The following is a 14838-nucleotide window of genomic DNA, read 5'->3' as shown; positions in this document are numbered from 1 at the left end:
GTAAATGAATTAGCCAACGGCGGTTGAGCTATTGTTGAAGAAATCCCCGCAGAGGCGAGTATAATAGGGGGAGAGACGCTGAAATACTCTGCTGTCGATTAGGAATTATCTGGATGCTTGTTCGGCAGTCTGCGTTCATAAATATGATTGTATCCGCTAAAAACGGTTGTTTTCCAGTTTGTTATAGTTTTGTAGAAACTTTTGGTTACATGAAAAGGTATGTTAGACACTGTAAAGTGAAAAGAGTTTCCTGAAAGTTTTTGATATATTTAAGACTTAGGACTTATTAGAAACACATTTGAGGTGGTTATGAATAAAATTGCACGTTTTTCAGCACTAGCTGTTGTACTGGCTGCATCTGTAGGTACCGCGTTCGCTGCAACTTCTACCGTTACCGGCGGTTACGCGCAGAGCGACATGCAGGGCGAAGCGAATAAAGCAGGCGGTTTCAACCTGAAGTACCGTTACGAGCAAGACAATAGCCCGCTGGGTGTTATCGGTTCCTTCACCTACACTGAAAAAGATCGCACCGAATCTGGCGTATACGAAAAAGGCCAGTACTACGGCATCACCGCGGGCCCGGCTTACCGTCTTAACGACTGGGCAAGCGTCTACGGCGTAGTGGGCGTTGGCTACGGTAAATTCCAGGACAACAGCTACCCGAACAAATCTGACATGAGTGACTACGGTTTCTCCTACGGCGCCGGTCTGCAGTTCAACCCGATTGAAAACGTTGCGCTGGACTTCTCCTACGAGCAGTCTCGCATTCGTAACGTTGACGTTGGTACCTGGATCGCGGGCGTTGGTTACCGCTTCTAATCACTTCGGTGATATAAAAAATCCGCCTCACAGGGGCGGATTTTTTTTGCCTGTCATTCGGCGTAACCTCTCTCCATCAGCGATCCCGACGGCGAATGAGGCGGCCTACTGGGTGGTGAACAGGTCGCTGCCCAGATGGTTATAGTCCACTTTCTGCAGCTGGAAGTTGGTGATGAAAACCGGCCCGGCCTTTTGCTCAGAGATAAAGCGATAGCGCGGCTTTATCTCCTCTGCATCGATCCCGGTCCATTGTGAGAAGAAGCTGAGGAAATCGTTGGCCGAGCGGCGCGCCTTGATGACCTTGTGCGCTTTATCATCGCTGGACAGCACCATAAACGGTACCTGGAAGTTTTGCTGGAACTTATCGTCGTGCGCCAGGTACTGCACCTCTTTTCCGCGCTCCTTGAAGGCGAGGCCGTGATCGGAGAAATAGGTCATCGAGAAGCTGTCGCCGGAGTTCTGCAGCTGGCTATAGAGTTTGCTCAGCAGCGTATCGGTTTGCGTGATGCTGTAGAGGTAGCAGGAGGTCTCTTTTGATTGCACAAAGACGGTATATTTTCCTTTGGTGCGGTCACAGGCCTGCGGGTGCGAGCCCATCAGGTGCAGAACGATCAGCTGCGGCTGAGTGCGCTGGGTCGACAGGACCTGCTCGGTTAGCTTCAGCAGCTGCTCATCCTGGGTGTTTTTATTGGCCTCAAAATCGCCATTTTTGAGGAACTGCACCTCGTCGGCGCGTTTGGCAATACTGGCAATCGCCGTATCGTACTCGCCGATTTGCCCCTGATTCGAGAACCACCAGGTCTGGAAGCCCGCGCGGTTGGCCAGCGTGACGAAGTTATCCTGATACTGCGGCTTGCCATCCACCACCCGGTTAAGCGTCAGGCCCAGCGACTTTTGCGTTGACCCGCTGGCCGCGATGTAGTCATTGAACAGATAGCCGTTCACCGAGCTGGCGAAAGGGGTGTTATCCCAGTGGCCGCCGAAGGCGCCGAGCGCGTCGCGCCGCGCGCTTTCGCCAATCACCACCACGTAGAGATGATATTTCGGCTTCACCGCCACAACGTGCCAGCTATCTTTCATATTCGCCAGCTGCGCCATGCGCGCTTGCTCGTCCAGCACCTCGTTATTATTCACCACCACGTCTTTGACGAAGCGCAGCGCCGGGTAGCCGGTATCAATCACCTTGAAGACGCCGCCCCACGCCAGATTCTGCACCGGCTGGAGGAAGAAAATGCCGACGCTGAACAGCAGGCCGAGGCTCTCCATTTTGCCCCAGCGCTGCCGTTCTTGCGGCCTGCGGCGCACGGCGATCGCGCCCAGCGCAAAAATAAATAGCGCCAGCAGATAGCTGTACCACGGAAAGATGGTCAAAATTTCGGTGGATTCTTCAACGTTGGTGGCGTGTAGCGCCAGCAGGGTATTGAAATTGGGCGCCCCGTAGGCCTGGCCAAACGGATAATAGAGCGCGGCAAGCAGCGAGTAGCCGCCGACCACCACCTTCTGCACGCGCGGAAAGCTGCGCCACAGCAGATGTAGCACGCATGTAAAGGCAACGGCGTAGAGCAGGCTAAAATCGTAGCCAAGGGCCAGGTTAATCAGCAGGGACTGCAAAAAGTAGAATCCGGTCCACGGGTTCAGGACCAGCCCACGAGCGACCAGCGTTTCTTTCAGGGTGAGATTCATAGTTAACAATCAAAAAGACGCCATGTGCATCCCCTGGCATCAAGGGGTAAAACCTGCTGGACAGTGCCGGAAGAGGGTCTCTGCGAGCCGCAGTAGTGGCAGGGCTGACAAAAGATAGGGCTTGCAAATGCTAAGGTCAACTAGCCATAACGGATTGTTTTGGGAGAAAGCTTACAAAACTTGAAAAAAGTCCGGGAAAGGGAGGCAAACAGGCCAGTATGACGGGGGATTATGACCAAAAAATGACGCGGCGTACGGCAACGCCGCGTTAGTTGCCCGGTTTGTTCTGCTCTTTTTTGCCGTTGAGCAGATCGCACAGCATACCGATTAGCATTAAGCGTACTTTAAATGGGGAGTGGGTAAACACCTGTAAGCACCACTTGAGTTCGTTCATCATAACCTCCTGGTGATTTCGCCTTCGCTCCTTGAAGGATGTTTGCATTACATACAGATATAGCACAGGCTATATTTTATAGCTATGGCTAAAAAGTTAATTTTTTGTGCTACGGGCTCGATCATTTACAATGGCTCTCTTTGAGATGACGTTTGATGCGTCACACGTATTTGAGGAAGCACAATGAATCGTCGCGCAGGCAAACAAATAACAAAAAAAGTGACGCAGCTAGTGAATGTTGAAGAACACGTTGAGGGGTTTCGTCAGGTGCGTGAGGCGCACCGTCGCGAGCTGATTGACGACTACGTTGAGCTGATTTCCGATCTGATCCGCGAAGTGGGCGAAGCGCGCCAGGTCGATATGGCGGCGCGGCTGGGCGTTTCGCAGCCGACGGTCGCTAAAATGCTCAAGCGCCTGGCCAGCGTCGGACTGATCGAGCAGATCCCGTGGCGCGGCGTCTTTTTAACCCCGGAAGGCGAGAAGCTGGCGCACGAGAGCCGCGAACGTCATCAGATTGTGGAAAACTTCCTGCTGGTGATCGGCGTCAGCCCGGAGATCGCCCGGCGCGATGCCGAAGGGATGGAGCATCACGTGAGCCAGGAGACGCTGGAGGCCTTTAGCCAGTTTACGCTCAAGCACGGACAGAAGGGGGAATGAACCAGCCCTTTGTTCGGTCGCTGGCGGGCGACCGCTTCCTGCATTTACTGCTGATTATTGCCGGCGTATTAAGCTTTTTTGTGCCTTTTTCCCCCGCCAGCTGGCCTCAGGCTATCGACTGGCAGACGATTATTACCCTAAGCGGGCTGATGCTGCTGACCAAAGGGGTTGAACTGAGCGGCTATTTTGACGTGCTGGGCCGCAAAATGGCGCGGCGGTTTGTGACCGAACGGCAGCTGGCCATCTTTATGGTGCTGGCGGCGGCGCTGCTTTCCACCTTCCTGACCAACGACGTGGCGCTTTTTATCGTCGTTCCGCTCACGCTGACGTTAAAAAAATGGTGCGCCATTCCGGTTAACCGGTTGATTATTTTCGAAGCGCTGGCGGTGAACGCCGGCTCGCTGCTGACGCCGATCGGCAACCCGCAAAACATTCTGCTATGGGGGCGCTCCGGCCTCAGCTTCCCGGCGTTTATCGGCCAGATGCTGCCGCTGGCGGCGGCGATGATGATAACGCTGCTGGCGCTGTGCTGGTGCTGTTTTTCCGCCGTCCGTCTCACCTATCACAGCGGCGAGCGGGTGCCCGCCTGGCGGCCGAAGCTGGTCTGGAGCTGCCTGGTGTTTTATCTGATTTTCCTCACTGCGTTAGAGATGAAGCAGGAGCTTTGGGGCCTGGCGCTGATCGTCATCGGCTTTTTGCTGCTGGCGCGCGCGGTGATTATCAACGTCGACTGGTCCCTGCTGCTGGTCTTTATGGTGATGTTTATTGACGTGCACCTGCTGATCCAGCTGCCGGCGCTGCATCAGCTGCTGAGCGGCGTCGGCCAGCTCTCCTCCGGCGGTCTGTGGCTGACGGCGATCGGCCTGTCGCAGTTCATCAGCAACGTCCCGGCCACCATTCTGCTGCTCAACTACGTCCCCCCGTCGACGCTGCTGGCCTGGGCGGTTAACGTCGGCGGCTTCGGCCTGCTTCCCGGTTCGCTGGCCAACCTGATTGCCCTGCGCATGGCGGGGGATCGGCGCATCTGGTGGCGCTTTCATCTTTACTCCCTGCCGACGCTGCTGTGGGCGGCGCTGCTCGGCTACGCCATGCTGCACTTCGGTTTCTGATATTCAGAGGATTGGGCAAGAAACGAACAGGATCCCCCCATTCGCGCTCGCGCGGCCGGGAGTATAACTATAGCGCTGACGTTAATTATCCTGATGAGGAGAGTCCGATGCGTTATAAAAAACTCGGAAATACCGGTCTGTTTGTCTCTGAGCTGTGCCTTGGCACCATGACCTTTGGCGGCGAAGAGGGGATGTGGGGCAAAGTTGGCCGGCTGCGCCAGGCGGAAGCCGAGCAGCTGGTGGGCAGCGCGCTGGATGCCGGCATTAACTTTATCGACACCGCCAACATCTATTCGGAAGGGCGTTCGGAAGAGATAACCGGCCAGGCGCTAAAAAATCTCAAGATCCCGCGCGAAAACGTGGTGGTGGCCACCAAAGTGTTCGGTGAAACCGGCACCGCCGGCGTTAACTCGCGCGGCAGCTCCCGCTACCACATTCTCGGCAGCGTCAAAGAGAGCCTGCGACGCCTGCAGCTCGATCATATCGACCTCTATCAGCTGCACGGTTTCGATCCGGCCACGCCCGTGGAAGAGACTCTTTACGCCCTCGACACCCTGGTCCGCCAGGGACACGTCCGCTATATCGGCATATCCAACTGGGCGGCCTGGCAAATCGTCAAGGCGCTGGGGATAGCTGAGCGCCTGGGGCTGGCCCGTTTTGCCTCTTTGCAGGCTTACTACACCATCGCCGGGCGCGACCTTGAGCGCGAGCTGGTGCCGATGATGCAGAGCGAAGGGCTGGGGCTGATGGTCTGGAGCCCGCTGGCGGGCGGATTGCTGAGCGGCAAATATACCCGCGACGGCCAGGGGGAAGCGGGCAGCCGGCGGCTGGAATTTGACTTCCCGCCGGTGAATAAGGATCGCGCCTTTGATTGCGTGGACGCGATGCGCGAAGTGGCCGACGCCAGGGGCGCCACGGTCGCGCAGGTGGCGCTCGCCTGGCTGCTCCATCAGCAGGCGGTGACCAGCGTGATTATCGGCGCCAAACGTCCGGAGCAGCTGGCGGATAATATTGCCGCCACCGGGATCCAGCTTAGCGAAGAGGATCTGCGTCGGCTGGATGCGGTGAGCGCGCTGCCGCGTGAATATCCCGGCTGGATGCTCGATCGCCAGGGCGAATATCGCCGCAATCAGCTCAACGGTTAATCTTGTCACTTCCCCCACGGCGGGACGCTGTCCCGCCGCTTTCTGCTCTCTCTTTTCGAAATCGCTCACAAAAACGACACAACGCCTTTGCGTGATTTATCATTTCATTCTATATGACTAGTCATAAATTTTTAATGACTAGTCATAGTAACGGAGCGAACGATGAAAACACTGGCAAAGGATTTTTTATGGGGCAACTCGGTTTCCAGCATGCAGACGGAAGGGGCGTGGAATGAGGGCGGCAAGGGGATGTCGGTCTACGACATTCGCGAGCCCGCAGAGTTTGCCTCCGACTGGAAGGTGGCGACCGACTCCTACCATCGCTATGAGGAAGACTTTGATTTAATGCAGGATTTGGGGATGAACTGCTATCGCTTCCAGATTTCGTGGAGCCGCGTTTGCCCGACCGGCGACGGCGAGTTCAACGAAGAAGGGATCGCCTTCTACCACCGCTTTATCGACGCTCTGATTGCCCGTGGCATTGAACCGATGATTTGTCTGTACCATTTTGACATGCCGCTGGCGCTGGCGAATGAGTACAACGGCTTTATCGATCGCCGCGTGATGGAGGCGTTTGTGCGCTACGGCAGGAAAATGATCGACTGCTACGGCGACAAGGTGAAGTACTGGCTGACCTTCAATGAGCAGAATATTTTCCATATGCCGATTGCCTTCCGCATTGCGGGCTATATGCAGGGCGACGAAACGCTCCGCGAGCTGTACGCGATCCAGCATTACACCATGATGGCGCACGTCCATCTCACCGCGTACCTGCACGAAACCCAGCCCGGCAGGCTGATGGGCGGAATGCTGGCGCATCAGCTTATCTACCCGGCGACCTGCCGGCCGCGCGATATTTTCTGCGCTCAGCAGCATGATGAGTTTCTCAACCAGAACCTGCTGCGGGTCTATGCCGGCCAGGGCTACAGCCCCGAGGTCATGGCCGTGGTCGCCCGTGAAGGCTTCGGGGATATCTATCGCGCAGAGGATTTGGCCCTGATTGCGCAGAATAAAAATGACTATATGGCCTTTAGCTACTACGCCAGCCGCACGCTCAGCAGCGATCCGATCCCGGAAGGCACCGAGGTGAACTACTACATGCAGTTCGGCGATAAGGACAACCCGTACCTGAAGTCGACGGAGTGGAACTGGCAAATCGATCCGCTCGGCTTTCGTACCATCATCACCCGCTACTACAACGACTGGCGCCTGCCGGTGTTCCCGATTGAAAACGGCATCGGGGTGATTGAGTCCTGGGATGGCGAAAACATGATTGCCGACGACTATCGTATCGCCTACCACCGCGACCATATCAACGCCATGAAAGAGGCGATTTTCGAGGACGGCGCAGAGGTGATTGGCTATCTCGGCTGGGGGCTGATCGACATTCTCAGCTCGCAGGGCGATATGCGTAAACGCTACGGGGTGGTCTACGTCAACCGTGAAAACCACGATCTCAAAGACCTGAAACGGGTACCGAAGAAAAGCTATTCGTGGTTGAAACAGGTCATTCACAGCAACGGCGAGGAAATGTAAGCCGTTCGGGTCGCACCGGGTTAGTGATAAAGAGGATTCTGCAAAATGTCTGATAACACAACGTCCAGTATGCAGTCTTTGACCGATCGCTTTGTTGAGTTTTCCGCGCGTATCGCCAACCAGGTACACCTGCGTTCGCTGCGCGATGCGTTTGCCGGAGTCATGCCTATTTTCATTCTGGCAGGGCTGGCGGTGCTGGTGAATAACGTGGTGTTTCCCTGGGTACTGCAGGGCGACACGCTGGCGCACTTTAAGGTGTGGGGCGATGCGATTATCAACGGGACGTTGAATATCGCCGCGCTGCTGATCGCGCCGATGATTGCGTGGTCGCTGGCGCGTAACAAAAACTTCGCTAACCCGGTTTCGACTGTCGTTATCGCGCTTTGCAGCTTTATTATTATGATGCCGATGCAGGTGGATCTGGTTCCCGTTGGCGGGAAGGCGACGGTCAGCCTGACGTCGGTACTGACCTTCGCCAACATCGGCTCTACCGGCATTTTCGCCGGCGTGCTCATTGGCCTGGTGGCGACGGAGATCTTTATGCGCATCGCCGGAATTAAGCGCCTGACCATCAACCTTGGGGAGAACGTGCCGCCGGCGGTGGGCCAGTCGTTTTCATCGCTCATCCCGGCTATTCTTACGCTGTCGCTGTTTGCGGCGCTGGCCGCGCTGCTGAATAACCTGCTGCACACCGATCTGATCCATCTGATCACCACGCTTATCCAGCAGCCGCTGCGCCTGATTAATACCAGCCTGCCGGGGACCATTTTTATCTACAGCTTCGGCAACTTTCTGTTTACGCTGGGTATTCATCAGTCGGTCGTCAACAGCGTGGTGCTGGAGCCGTTCCTGCTGATTAATACCAACGAGAATATGCTGGCCTACGCCAGCGGCCAGCCGATTCCGCATATTATTAACAATATCTTCGTGCCGACTTTCGGCATGGTGGGCGGCACCGGCAGCACCATCTCTTTGCTGATCGCCATCTTTCTCTTCTCGCGGCAGCAGGCCTCAAAGCAGGTGGCGCGGCTGGCGATTACGCCGGGGCTGTTCAATATCAACGAACCGGTGATTTTCGGCCTGCCGATCGTTTTCAACGTGCCGCTGATGATCCCGTTCGTGCTGCTGCCCGCCATCGGCATCTTTTTCGCCTGGCTGTGCACCACGCTCGGGCTAATGTCGCGCTGCGTGGTGATGATCCCGTGGACCACGCCGCCGCTGCTCAGCGCCTGGCTGGCGACGGCGGGGGACTGGCGGGCGGTGGTGGTGCAGTTGATAATCATCATCTTTGGTGTATTCTTCTACCTGCCATTCCTCAAGATTTCTGAGAGAGTGGCGTTAAAAAACAATGGGATAAATGAATAATAAGGAAAGGCGATGGCGGCGAAGTATCTCTTGATCGCGCGGGAAATTAAAAAGCGGATTATCAGCCGGCAGTATCCCGCCAGCATGCCATTGCCCGATCAGTTTGCGCTGGCGGCGGAGTTTAGCACCAGCCGGATGACCATCCAGCAGGCGATGCGCCAGCTGATCGTTGAAGGATTGATTTATACCCGCAAGGGGCAGGGCACCTTCGTACGTAAAAACTTTCTCCAGCTTTCGCAGTGGGATCTTCCGGGAAGCGACTATTTTGGCGCTACCAAAACCTGGGCCCATCTGGGGGCGGTCAGCAGCAAGGTGGTGCGCTTCGAGCTGCGCTTTCCCAGCGAGAAGGAGCAGACTTCGCTGCTGATTAGTGCCGATGCGCCGGTTTATGACTTCGTGCGCCTGCGGCTGCTCAACGACGAGCCGATGTCGCTGGACGCCACGGTGATGCCGGTGAATCTGGTTCCCGGCCTGAATAAAAGCCACCTCGAAAGCTCCGTATTCCAGTACGTCGAAACCCTCGGGCTGAAGATTATGGGGTCGTACCGGGTGGTGCGCGCCATTAAGCCCGGCGAGCTTGAGCAGCAGCACCTGGTGTGCGAAGCTGGCGATCCGGTGCTGGAAGTTGAGCAGGTTATCTACCTGGAGGACGGTACGCCGCTGGAGTATGCCCACTGCCACTACCGCTACGATCACGGCGGCATCGTTATCGTTAACAACGGCTGACGTCAGGCGAAAAGAAAAGGGCGAGGTCTTCACCTCGCCCATTTTTGTGCATGGCGCTCAGGATCAGTTCAGACGAACCGGCATACCGGAACGGTTCTGCACCGCCTGCTCAACTACGCTCTGATCGACGTCGGACTGGCCGGTAACGGCCTGTACGGATTTGTTCAGCGTAATCGGAACGATCTCGCCGCCCTGGAACTGGGCTTCGGTGGTCGACAGCGGGTTATGGACTTCAACGTAACGGCTGCCGTCCGGCTCGCTGGTGGCTTTCACCGGCTCATCGATAAATTCGACGCGGGTGCCGACCGGCACGTTCTCAAACAGGAATTTGATATCATCGTTGCGCAGACGCACACAGCCGTGGCTGACGCGCAGGCCGATACCGAAGTTGGCGTTAGTGCCGTGGATCGCGTAGAGACGACCGATATAGAGCGCGTACAGGCCCATCGGGTTGTCAGGACCGGCCGGTACCACGGCCGGCAGCGGGTTACCGGCTGCGATGTATTCGGCGTGCATTTTCGCCGTCGGCGTCCAGGTCGGGCCGGCTTTCTTGCGCTCAACCTTGGTCACCCAGTTGATCGGCGTATCTTTGCCGAGCTGGCCGATACCAATCGGCAGCACGATCACGGTGTTGGTGCCTTTCGGGTAGTAGTAAAGACGCATTTCCGCGCTGTTGATGACGATACCTTCATGCACGGTGTCCGGCAGAATCAGCTGCTGCGGGATATTCAGCACGGTGCCGCCTTTCGGCAGATAGGTATCCACGCCGGGGTTCGCTTCCAGCATGTTGGACAGACCCATCTGATATTTGGCGGCGAAATATTCCAGCGGCTGCTTGTTGTCGTCCGGAACCGTAACAACCTGGTTCTGGCCAATCAGTCGGCTACCGTCAGTCGGCAGGGGATAGGTTACCGCGGATGCGGTATTGCAAAAGCCCACGATGGCGAAGGCTGCCGCAAGAAGTGTCGATAATTTCATATTCATCATGTCGTGTGCGATGTTAAAGCCACACAGGCCTTTGTTAGATTTTTCAGGGAGTAGATGGGAGCGCATTATATGTGCATTCCCGCCAACAGGGAAATGAGATGTGTACGAAATCACACTTTTTTGCCGGTTGTTTCAAGTGTAGTCCGCTGGCTGGCAAAATTACTCTCCCATACGGACAATCGCACGGGATGCCTGGGGCCGCCGGGGCGCGGCACGGGCGGGCCGGACGCCGTCGCCGGCGGTTAAAAGGCGCCATTCGCGGCGCCGGCGGCAAGGGAATTCACCGCAGGCCGTGAAAAGAGATAGTTTTGCTGGCATAATGTCCGATGTATCACACTTCTCATTCTCTTTTTTCAGGATAACCCCGTGCTAGTATCCAGCAACGTCACCATGCAGTTTGGCAGTAAGCCGCTGTTCGAAAACATCTCCGTCAAATTTGGCGGCGGCAACCGTTACGGCCTGATTGGCGCCAACGGTAGCGGTAAATCTACCTTTATGAAGATCCTCGGCAACGATCTGGAGCCTACGCTGGGCAACGTGTCCATCGATCCGAACGAGCGTATCGGTAAGCTGCGTCAGGATCAGTTCGCGTTCGAAGAGTTCACCGTGCTGGATACGGTCATCATGGGCCACGGCGAGCTGTGGGAAGTGAAGCAGGAGCGCGATCGCATCTATTCGCTGGCGGAAATGAGCGAAGAGGACGGCTATAAGGTGGCGGATCTGGAAGTCACCTACGGCGAGATGGACGGCTACTCCGCCGAAGCCCGCGCCGGCGAGCTGCTGCTCGGCGTCGGCATTCCGGTTGAACAGCACTATGGCCCGATGAGCGAAGTCGCTCCCGGCTGGAAGCTGCGCGTACTGTTAGCCCAGGCGCTGTTCTCTAACCCGGATATCCTGCTGCTCGATGAACCGACGAACAACCTCGACATCGATACCATTCGCTGGCTGGAGCAGACGCTCAACGAACGCGACAGCACCATGATCATCATTTCGCACGACCGTCATTTCCTCAACATGGTCTGTACCCATATGGCGGATCTCGACTACGGCGAGCTGCGCGTCTACGCCGGCAACTACGATGAATATATGACCGCGGCGACCCAGGCCCGCGAGCGTCTGCTGGCGGATAACGCCAAGAAAAAGGCGCAGATTGCCGATCTGCAGTCCTTCGTTAGCCGCTTTAGCGCCAACGCCTCTAAATCCCGCCAGGCGACCTCACGCGCGCGTCAGATCGACAAAATCAAGCTCGATGAAGTGAAGGCCTCCAGCCGCCAGAACCCGTTCATCCGCTTTGAGCAGGATAAGAAACTGTTCCGTAACGCGCTGGCCGTCGAAGAGCTGGCGAAAGGTTTTGATAACGGCCCGCTGTTTAAAAAATTCAATCTGCTGCTGGAAGTGGGCGAGAAGATTGCCATTCTGGGCGCCAACGGCGTGGGTAAAACCACCATGCTGAAAACCCTGGTTGGTGAACTGACGCCGGATAACGGTACCGTTAAATGGTCTGAGAATGCGCAGATTGGTTATTACGCGCAGGATCACGCCGAAGACTTCGATAACGATCTGAGCGTTTTCGACTGGATGAGCCAGTGGAAGCAGGAAGGCGACGATGAGCAGGTTGTGCGCAGCTTCCTCGGCCGCCTGCTGTTCAGCCAGGACGATATCAAAAAGCCGGCAAAAGTGCTGTCCGGTGGCGAGAAAGGCCGCATGCTGTTCGGCAAGCTGATGATGCAAAAACCCAATATTCTGGTGATGGACGAACCGACCAACCACCTGGATATGGAATCTATCGAATCGCTGAACATGGCGCTGGAGATGTATCAGGGCACCCTGATTTTCGTCTCCCATGACCGTGAGTTCGTCAGCTCGCTGGCCACCCGGGTGATTGAAATTACGCCGGAGCGCGTCATCGACTTTAGCGGCAATTACGAAGACTATCTGCGCAGCAGAGGCATCGACGGCTAACCGTCCCCCGCCCCGGCCTGCCGGGGAGTCAAGCTGAAGCCCCGGCCAGCCTCGCGCGACCGGGGTTTTTTATTGCCTTTAGTCCGGCAGCCACTCGCCGACGTCCTGACCGTTGACCAACAGCCGACGCTTCTCTCCGGCGGGGAGCGTTACCTTCAGCGCCTTCCACGCCGGGCGGTAGCGGCCGCGGGCGTTCACCTGCAGGCTGATGCAGCTGGCGCTGCAGGTCATTTCCCACCCCAGCCACAGCGCGTCGCCGTCGCGATAGCCCCAGCTCTCGCCGTCGTCTTCAAACAGCAGGCCGCTCGTCGAGCCTGCGCCCTTCAGCGGAAACAGCTTCAGCTCGCGGCTGGCGTCTTTTTTGGCGTCGACATGAACGATCCTCTCGCTGAGCGGCAGGCCCGCCCCGGCGCGCACCATCAGCGGCAGCTTTTCCAGCGGCGCGTCGAGCGTGACCCACTGGCCGCCGGCGAACCACTCTCCGCTGTAAAAGTCGTACCAGCCGGACTCGTTTTCCGGCAGCCATACCCGGCGTTGGCGCTGGCCGGGCTCCACGACGCTGGCGACGAGGAGATCGCGGCCGAGCAGGAAGTCGTCGCACTCCTCGAAGGTCTGCGGGTCGTGCTGGTGATCGAGGAAGGTGGGGCGCAGCATCGGCTCATCGTCGGCGTGCGCCTGCCACAGCAGGGTGTAGAGGTAGGGCAGCAGGCGGTAGCGCAGCTCAATCGCGCCGCGAATCGCCGGCAGGACCGCCGGATACATCCACGCCTCGTTGACCGTGCGATCGTCGTTCCAGGAGTGAATGGTGAAGCGCGGATGCATCACCCCGTTCTGCACCCAGCGCACGAACAGCTCGGCGTCCGGCTTATCGCCGGAGAAGCCGCCGACGTCATGACCGACGTTATAGAGGCCGGAGAGGCTCATCCCCAGCCCCATGCGGGTGTTGTAGCGCAGGGTATCCCAGCTGGTGCGGTTATCGCCGCTCCAGGTTTGCACGTAGCGCTGCATCCCGGCGCAGCCGGAGCGCGAGATCAGGTACGGGCGTTTCTCCGGGGCGAAGCGCTGCTGGGCCTCCAGCGACGCGCGCATCATCAGTAGCGGCATCACCGGACGGATATGCTTGATGGCAATTTCCCGGCCGAAGCCGTTGCAGCGCGCCTCGCCGTCCCAGACCTCAAATTCGTTATTATCGTTCCACGTTGAATCGATCCCCATCTCCAGCAGCTGAGCGGTGACGCCTTTCTGCCACCAGTCGACGGTCTGCGGATTGGTGAAGTCGAGGTGGGAGCCTTCGTCATCCCAGAAGCTGGAACGCTCCGGGGCTTCGCTTTCGGAATCCTGAATAAACAGGCCGCGTTCCGCCACCTCGCTATAGCGCGGGTGATCCTGCAGCAGGCAGGGCTTAATATTGGCCGCCAGCCTGATGCCCGCGTCGTGGAAGCGCTGGCTCATCACCTTCGGCTGCGGGACCTTGTCGTAATTCCAGTTGAAGACGTAGCGCTTACCGTTGATTGAGGTATAGCCGGAGGAGAGCTGGAACGAGTCGCACGGAATGGCGTGCTCTTCGCACAGGCGGATAAAGTTCATCAGCTGGTTTTGCGCGTCCGGCGCATCGGTGTAGTGCATCGTCGAGCCGCTGTAGCCCAGGCTCCACTTCGGCCCGAACAGCGTTTTTCCGGTCAGGCGGACGAAGGCTTTGGTGACGTCCAGCACGCGTTTGCCGGTAAACATGTAGTAATCAATATCGCCCGCCTCGGCCTGCCAGCGGCGATAGGCGGTGTGGTAGTTGTCGATTTCGTTGCCCAGATCCAGCCAGCAGCTGCTGAGGTTATCGTAGAACAGGCCGTAGCTAATATCGCTGCGCTGGGCGATGGTGAAGGGGATGTGTTTATACAGCGGGTCGGTGCTGACGGCGTTATAGCCCATCGCGTCCAGGTTGCGCATCTCGTAGCGCTTGCCGTTGCGCTGCAGGTTGCCCGCCTTCTCGCCAAGGCCGTAGAAGCGTTCATCTTTACGCCGGCTCTGGTAGTGCGCGACGCCGTCGCCGTGCGCGTTCACCAGATAGGCGCTGGTCGGGCGGTCGTTGACCAGCGGCTGCCACTCTCTGCCATCGTCGCGGTAGCTCCACTCCAGCCACAGCGGCCGGTGGACGGTGACGCGCAGCCGTGCGGTGGCGACGGTCAGGGTCTCCTGCTGCTGCTCCAGGCTCCAGGCGGGGAGGGTAAAGCCGCTGAGGTCGTCGCGGCTGCGCCCCTCCCAGGGAACATCCTGCTGGGGCGCGATGCTCCAGGTGCGGTCCAGCGCCAGCTCGCCCCTGCGCTTAAGCAGGACGCGGAACAGGTTTTCTTCCAGTACGTACAGGCACAGGGTGTGCTGCCCGTCCACCTCCAGTTCGAGGTGGTGGGCCAGCTGTTGTTGCAATTTCCAGTGTTTCAACGTTTTCATTTTTACATCC

At 57.6% G+C, this 14838-nt stretch carries 12 protein-coding genes; 8 read left to right on the top strand and 4 right to left on the bottom strand.

Features of this window, described 5'->3' with window-relative positions; translation table 11 throughout:
* Nucleotides 1–309: 309 nt before the first annotated feature.
* Nucleotides 310–819 (top strand): outer membrane protein OmpX, encoded by a 510-nt coding sequence (ompX, locus tag AC1M2H_RS19070; protein ID WP_426815355.1) that lies wholly within the window; start codon nucleotides 310–312, stop codon nucleotides 817–819.
* Between the two features lie 105 nt (nucleotides 820–924).
* Here ompX and AC1M2H_RS19065 read toward each other — a convergent pair whose 3' ends face one another.
* Both AC1M2H_RS19065 and mntS read right to left on the bottom strand, forming a co-directional pair.
* Nucleotides 925–2502 (bottom strand): phosphoethanolamine transferase, encoded by a 1578-nt coding sequence (locus tag AC1M2H_RS19065; protein WP_480148609.1) that lies wholly within the window; start codon nucleotides 2500–2502, stop codon nucleotides 925–927.
* Nucleotides 2503–2770: 268 nt separating this feature from the next.
* On the bottom strand, nucleotides 2771–2896 hold the full coding sequence (gene mntS, locus AC1M2H_RS19060) for a manganase accumulation protein MntS (RefSeq protein WP_480151987.1): 126 nt from the start codon (nucleotides 2894–2896) through the stop codon (nucleotides 2771–2773).
* Between the two features lie 183 nt (nucleotides 2897–3079).
* On the opposite strand from mntS, the gene mntR reads away from it, so the two are divergent.
* The 6 genes from mntR (at nucleotide 3080) to AC1M2H_RS19030 (ending at nucleotide 9434) form a co-directional block, all read left to right on the top strand.
* Nucleotides 3080–3553 carry a manganese-binding transcriptional regulator MntR gene (gene mntR / locus AC1M2H_RS19055; protein WP_045854573.1) on the top strand — a complete coding sequence of 158 codons (474 nt, stop codon included), beginning with the start codon at nucleotides 3080–3082 and terminating at the stop codon, nucleotides 3551–3553.
* Nucleotides 3550–4662 carry an anion transporter gene (locus tag AC1M2H_RS19050; protein WP_480148608.1) on the top strand — a complete coding sequence of 371 codons (1113 nt, stop codon included), beginning with the start codon at nucleotides 3550–3552 and terminating at the stop codon, nucleotides 4660–4662. Before mntR ends, AC1M2H_RS19050 begins: the two co-directional genes overlap by 4 nt.
* Nucleotides 4663–4769: 107 nt before the next feature.
* Entirely contained in the window at nucleotides 4770–5807 is a 1038-nt protein-coding gene (locus tag AC1M2H_RS19045; protein ID WP_480148607.1) for an aldo/keto reductase, read from the top strand.
* Between the two features lie 162 nt (nucleotides 5808–5969).
* Nucleotides 5970–7343, top strand: a complete 1374-nt coding sequence (locus AC1M2H_RS19040) for a glycoside hydrolase family 1 protein (RefSeq protein WP_480148606.1) — start codon at nucleotides 5970–5972, stop codon at nucleotides 7341–7343.
* A 45-nt stretch (nucleotides 7344–7388) separates the two neighbouring features.
* Nucleotides 7389–8708, top strand: coding sequence for a PTS sugar transporter subunit IIC (locus tag AC1M2H_RS19035; protein WP_480148605.1), 1320 nt, complete (start codon nucleotides 7389–7391; stop codon nucleotides 8706–8708).
* A gap of 12 nt (nucleotides 8709–8720) precedes the next feature.
* On the top strand, nucleotides 8721–9434 hold the full coding sequence (locus AC1M2H_RS19030) for a GntR family transcriptional regulator (protein WP_480148604.1): 714 nt from the start codon (nucleotides 8721–8723) through the stop codon (nucleotides 9432–9434).
* A 63-nt stretch (nucleotides 9435–9497) separates the two neighbouring features.
* On the opposite strand, the gene ldtB is transcribed toward AC1M2H_RS19030, so the two are convergent.
* On the bottom strand, nucleotides 9498–10418 hold the full coding sequence (ldtB, locus tag AC1M2H_RS19025) for a L,D-transpeptidase (RefSeq protein WP_045855429.1): 921 nt from the start codon (nucleotides 10416–10418) through the stop codon (nucleotides 9498–9500).
* Between the two features lie 369 nt (nucleotides 10419–10787).
* On the opposite strand from ldtB, the gene AC1M2H_RS19020 reads away from it, so the two are divergent.
* Entirely contained in the window at nucleotides 10788–12383 is a 1596-nt protein-coding gene (locus AC1M2H_RS19020) for an ABC-F family ATPase (protein WP_480148603.1), read from the top strand.
* Between the two features lie 78 nt (nucleotides 12384–12461).
* On the opposite strand, the gene AC1M2H_RS19015 is transcribed toward AC1M2H_RS19020, so the two are convergent.
* On the bottom strand, nucleotides 12462–14828 hold the full coding sequence (locus tag AC1M2H_RS19015; RefSeq protein WP_480148602.1) for a glycoside hydrolase family 31 protein: 2367 nt from the start codon (nucleotides 14826–14828) through the stop codon (nucleotides 12462–12464).
* Nucleotides 14829–14838: the final 10 nt, after the last annotated feature.

This window comes from Klebsiella sp. F11, from assembly GCF_056712265.1.
Note: the sequence above shows the minus strand (reverse complement) of the source record. Positions and strands in the feature narration are given on the sequence as shown.

Bases quoted from the DNA above. Each gene is read 5' to 3' on its own strand.
- ompX (WP_426815355.1), top strand. From the start codon at position 310: ATGAATAAAATTGCACGTTTTTCAGCACTAGCTGTTGTACTGGCTGCA.
- AC1M2H_RS19065 (WP_480148609.1), bottom strand. From the start codon at position 2,502: ATGAATCTCACCCTGAAAGAAACGCTGGTCGCTCGTGGGCTGGTCCTG.
- mntS (WP_480151987.1), bottom strand. From the start codon at position 2,896: ATGAACGAACTCAAGTGGTGCTTACAGGTGTTTACCCACTCCCCATTT.
- mntR (WP_045854573.1), top strand. From the start codon at position 3,080: ATGAATCGTCGCGCAGGCAAACAAATAACAAAAAAAGTGACGCAGCTA.
- AC1M2H_RS19050 (WP_480148608.1), top strand. From the start codon at position 3,550: ATGAACCAGCCCTTTGTTCGGTCGCTGGCGGGCGACCGCTTCCTGCAT.
- AC1M2H_RS19045 (WP_480148607.1), top strand. From the start codon at position 4,770: ATGCGTTATAAAAAACTCGGAAATACCGGTCTGTTTGTCTCTGAGCTG.
- AC1M2H_RS19040 (WP_480148606.1), top strand. From the start codon at position 5,970: ATGAAAACACTGGCAAAGGATTTTTTATGGGGCAACTCGGTTTCCAGC.
- AC1M2H_RS19035 (WP_480148605.1), top strand. From the start codon at position 7,389: ATGTCTGATAACACAACGTCCAGTATGCAGTCTTTGACCGATCGCTTT.
- AC1M2H_RS19030 (WP_480148604.1), top strand. From the start codon at position 8,721: ATGGCGGCGAAGTATCTCTTGATCGCGCGGGAAATTAAAAAGCGGATT.
- ldtB (WP_045855429.1), bottom strand. From the start codon at position 10,418: ATGAATATGAAATTATCGACACTTCTTGCGGCAGCCTTCGCCATCGTG.
- AC1M2H_RS19015 (WP_480148602.1), bottom strand. From the start codon at position 14,828: ATGAAAACGTTGAAACACTGGAAATTGCAACAACAGCTGGCCCACCAC.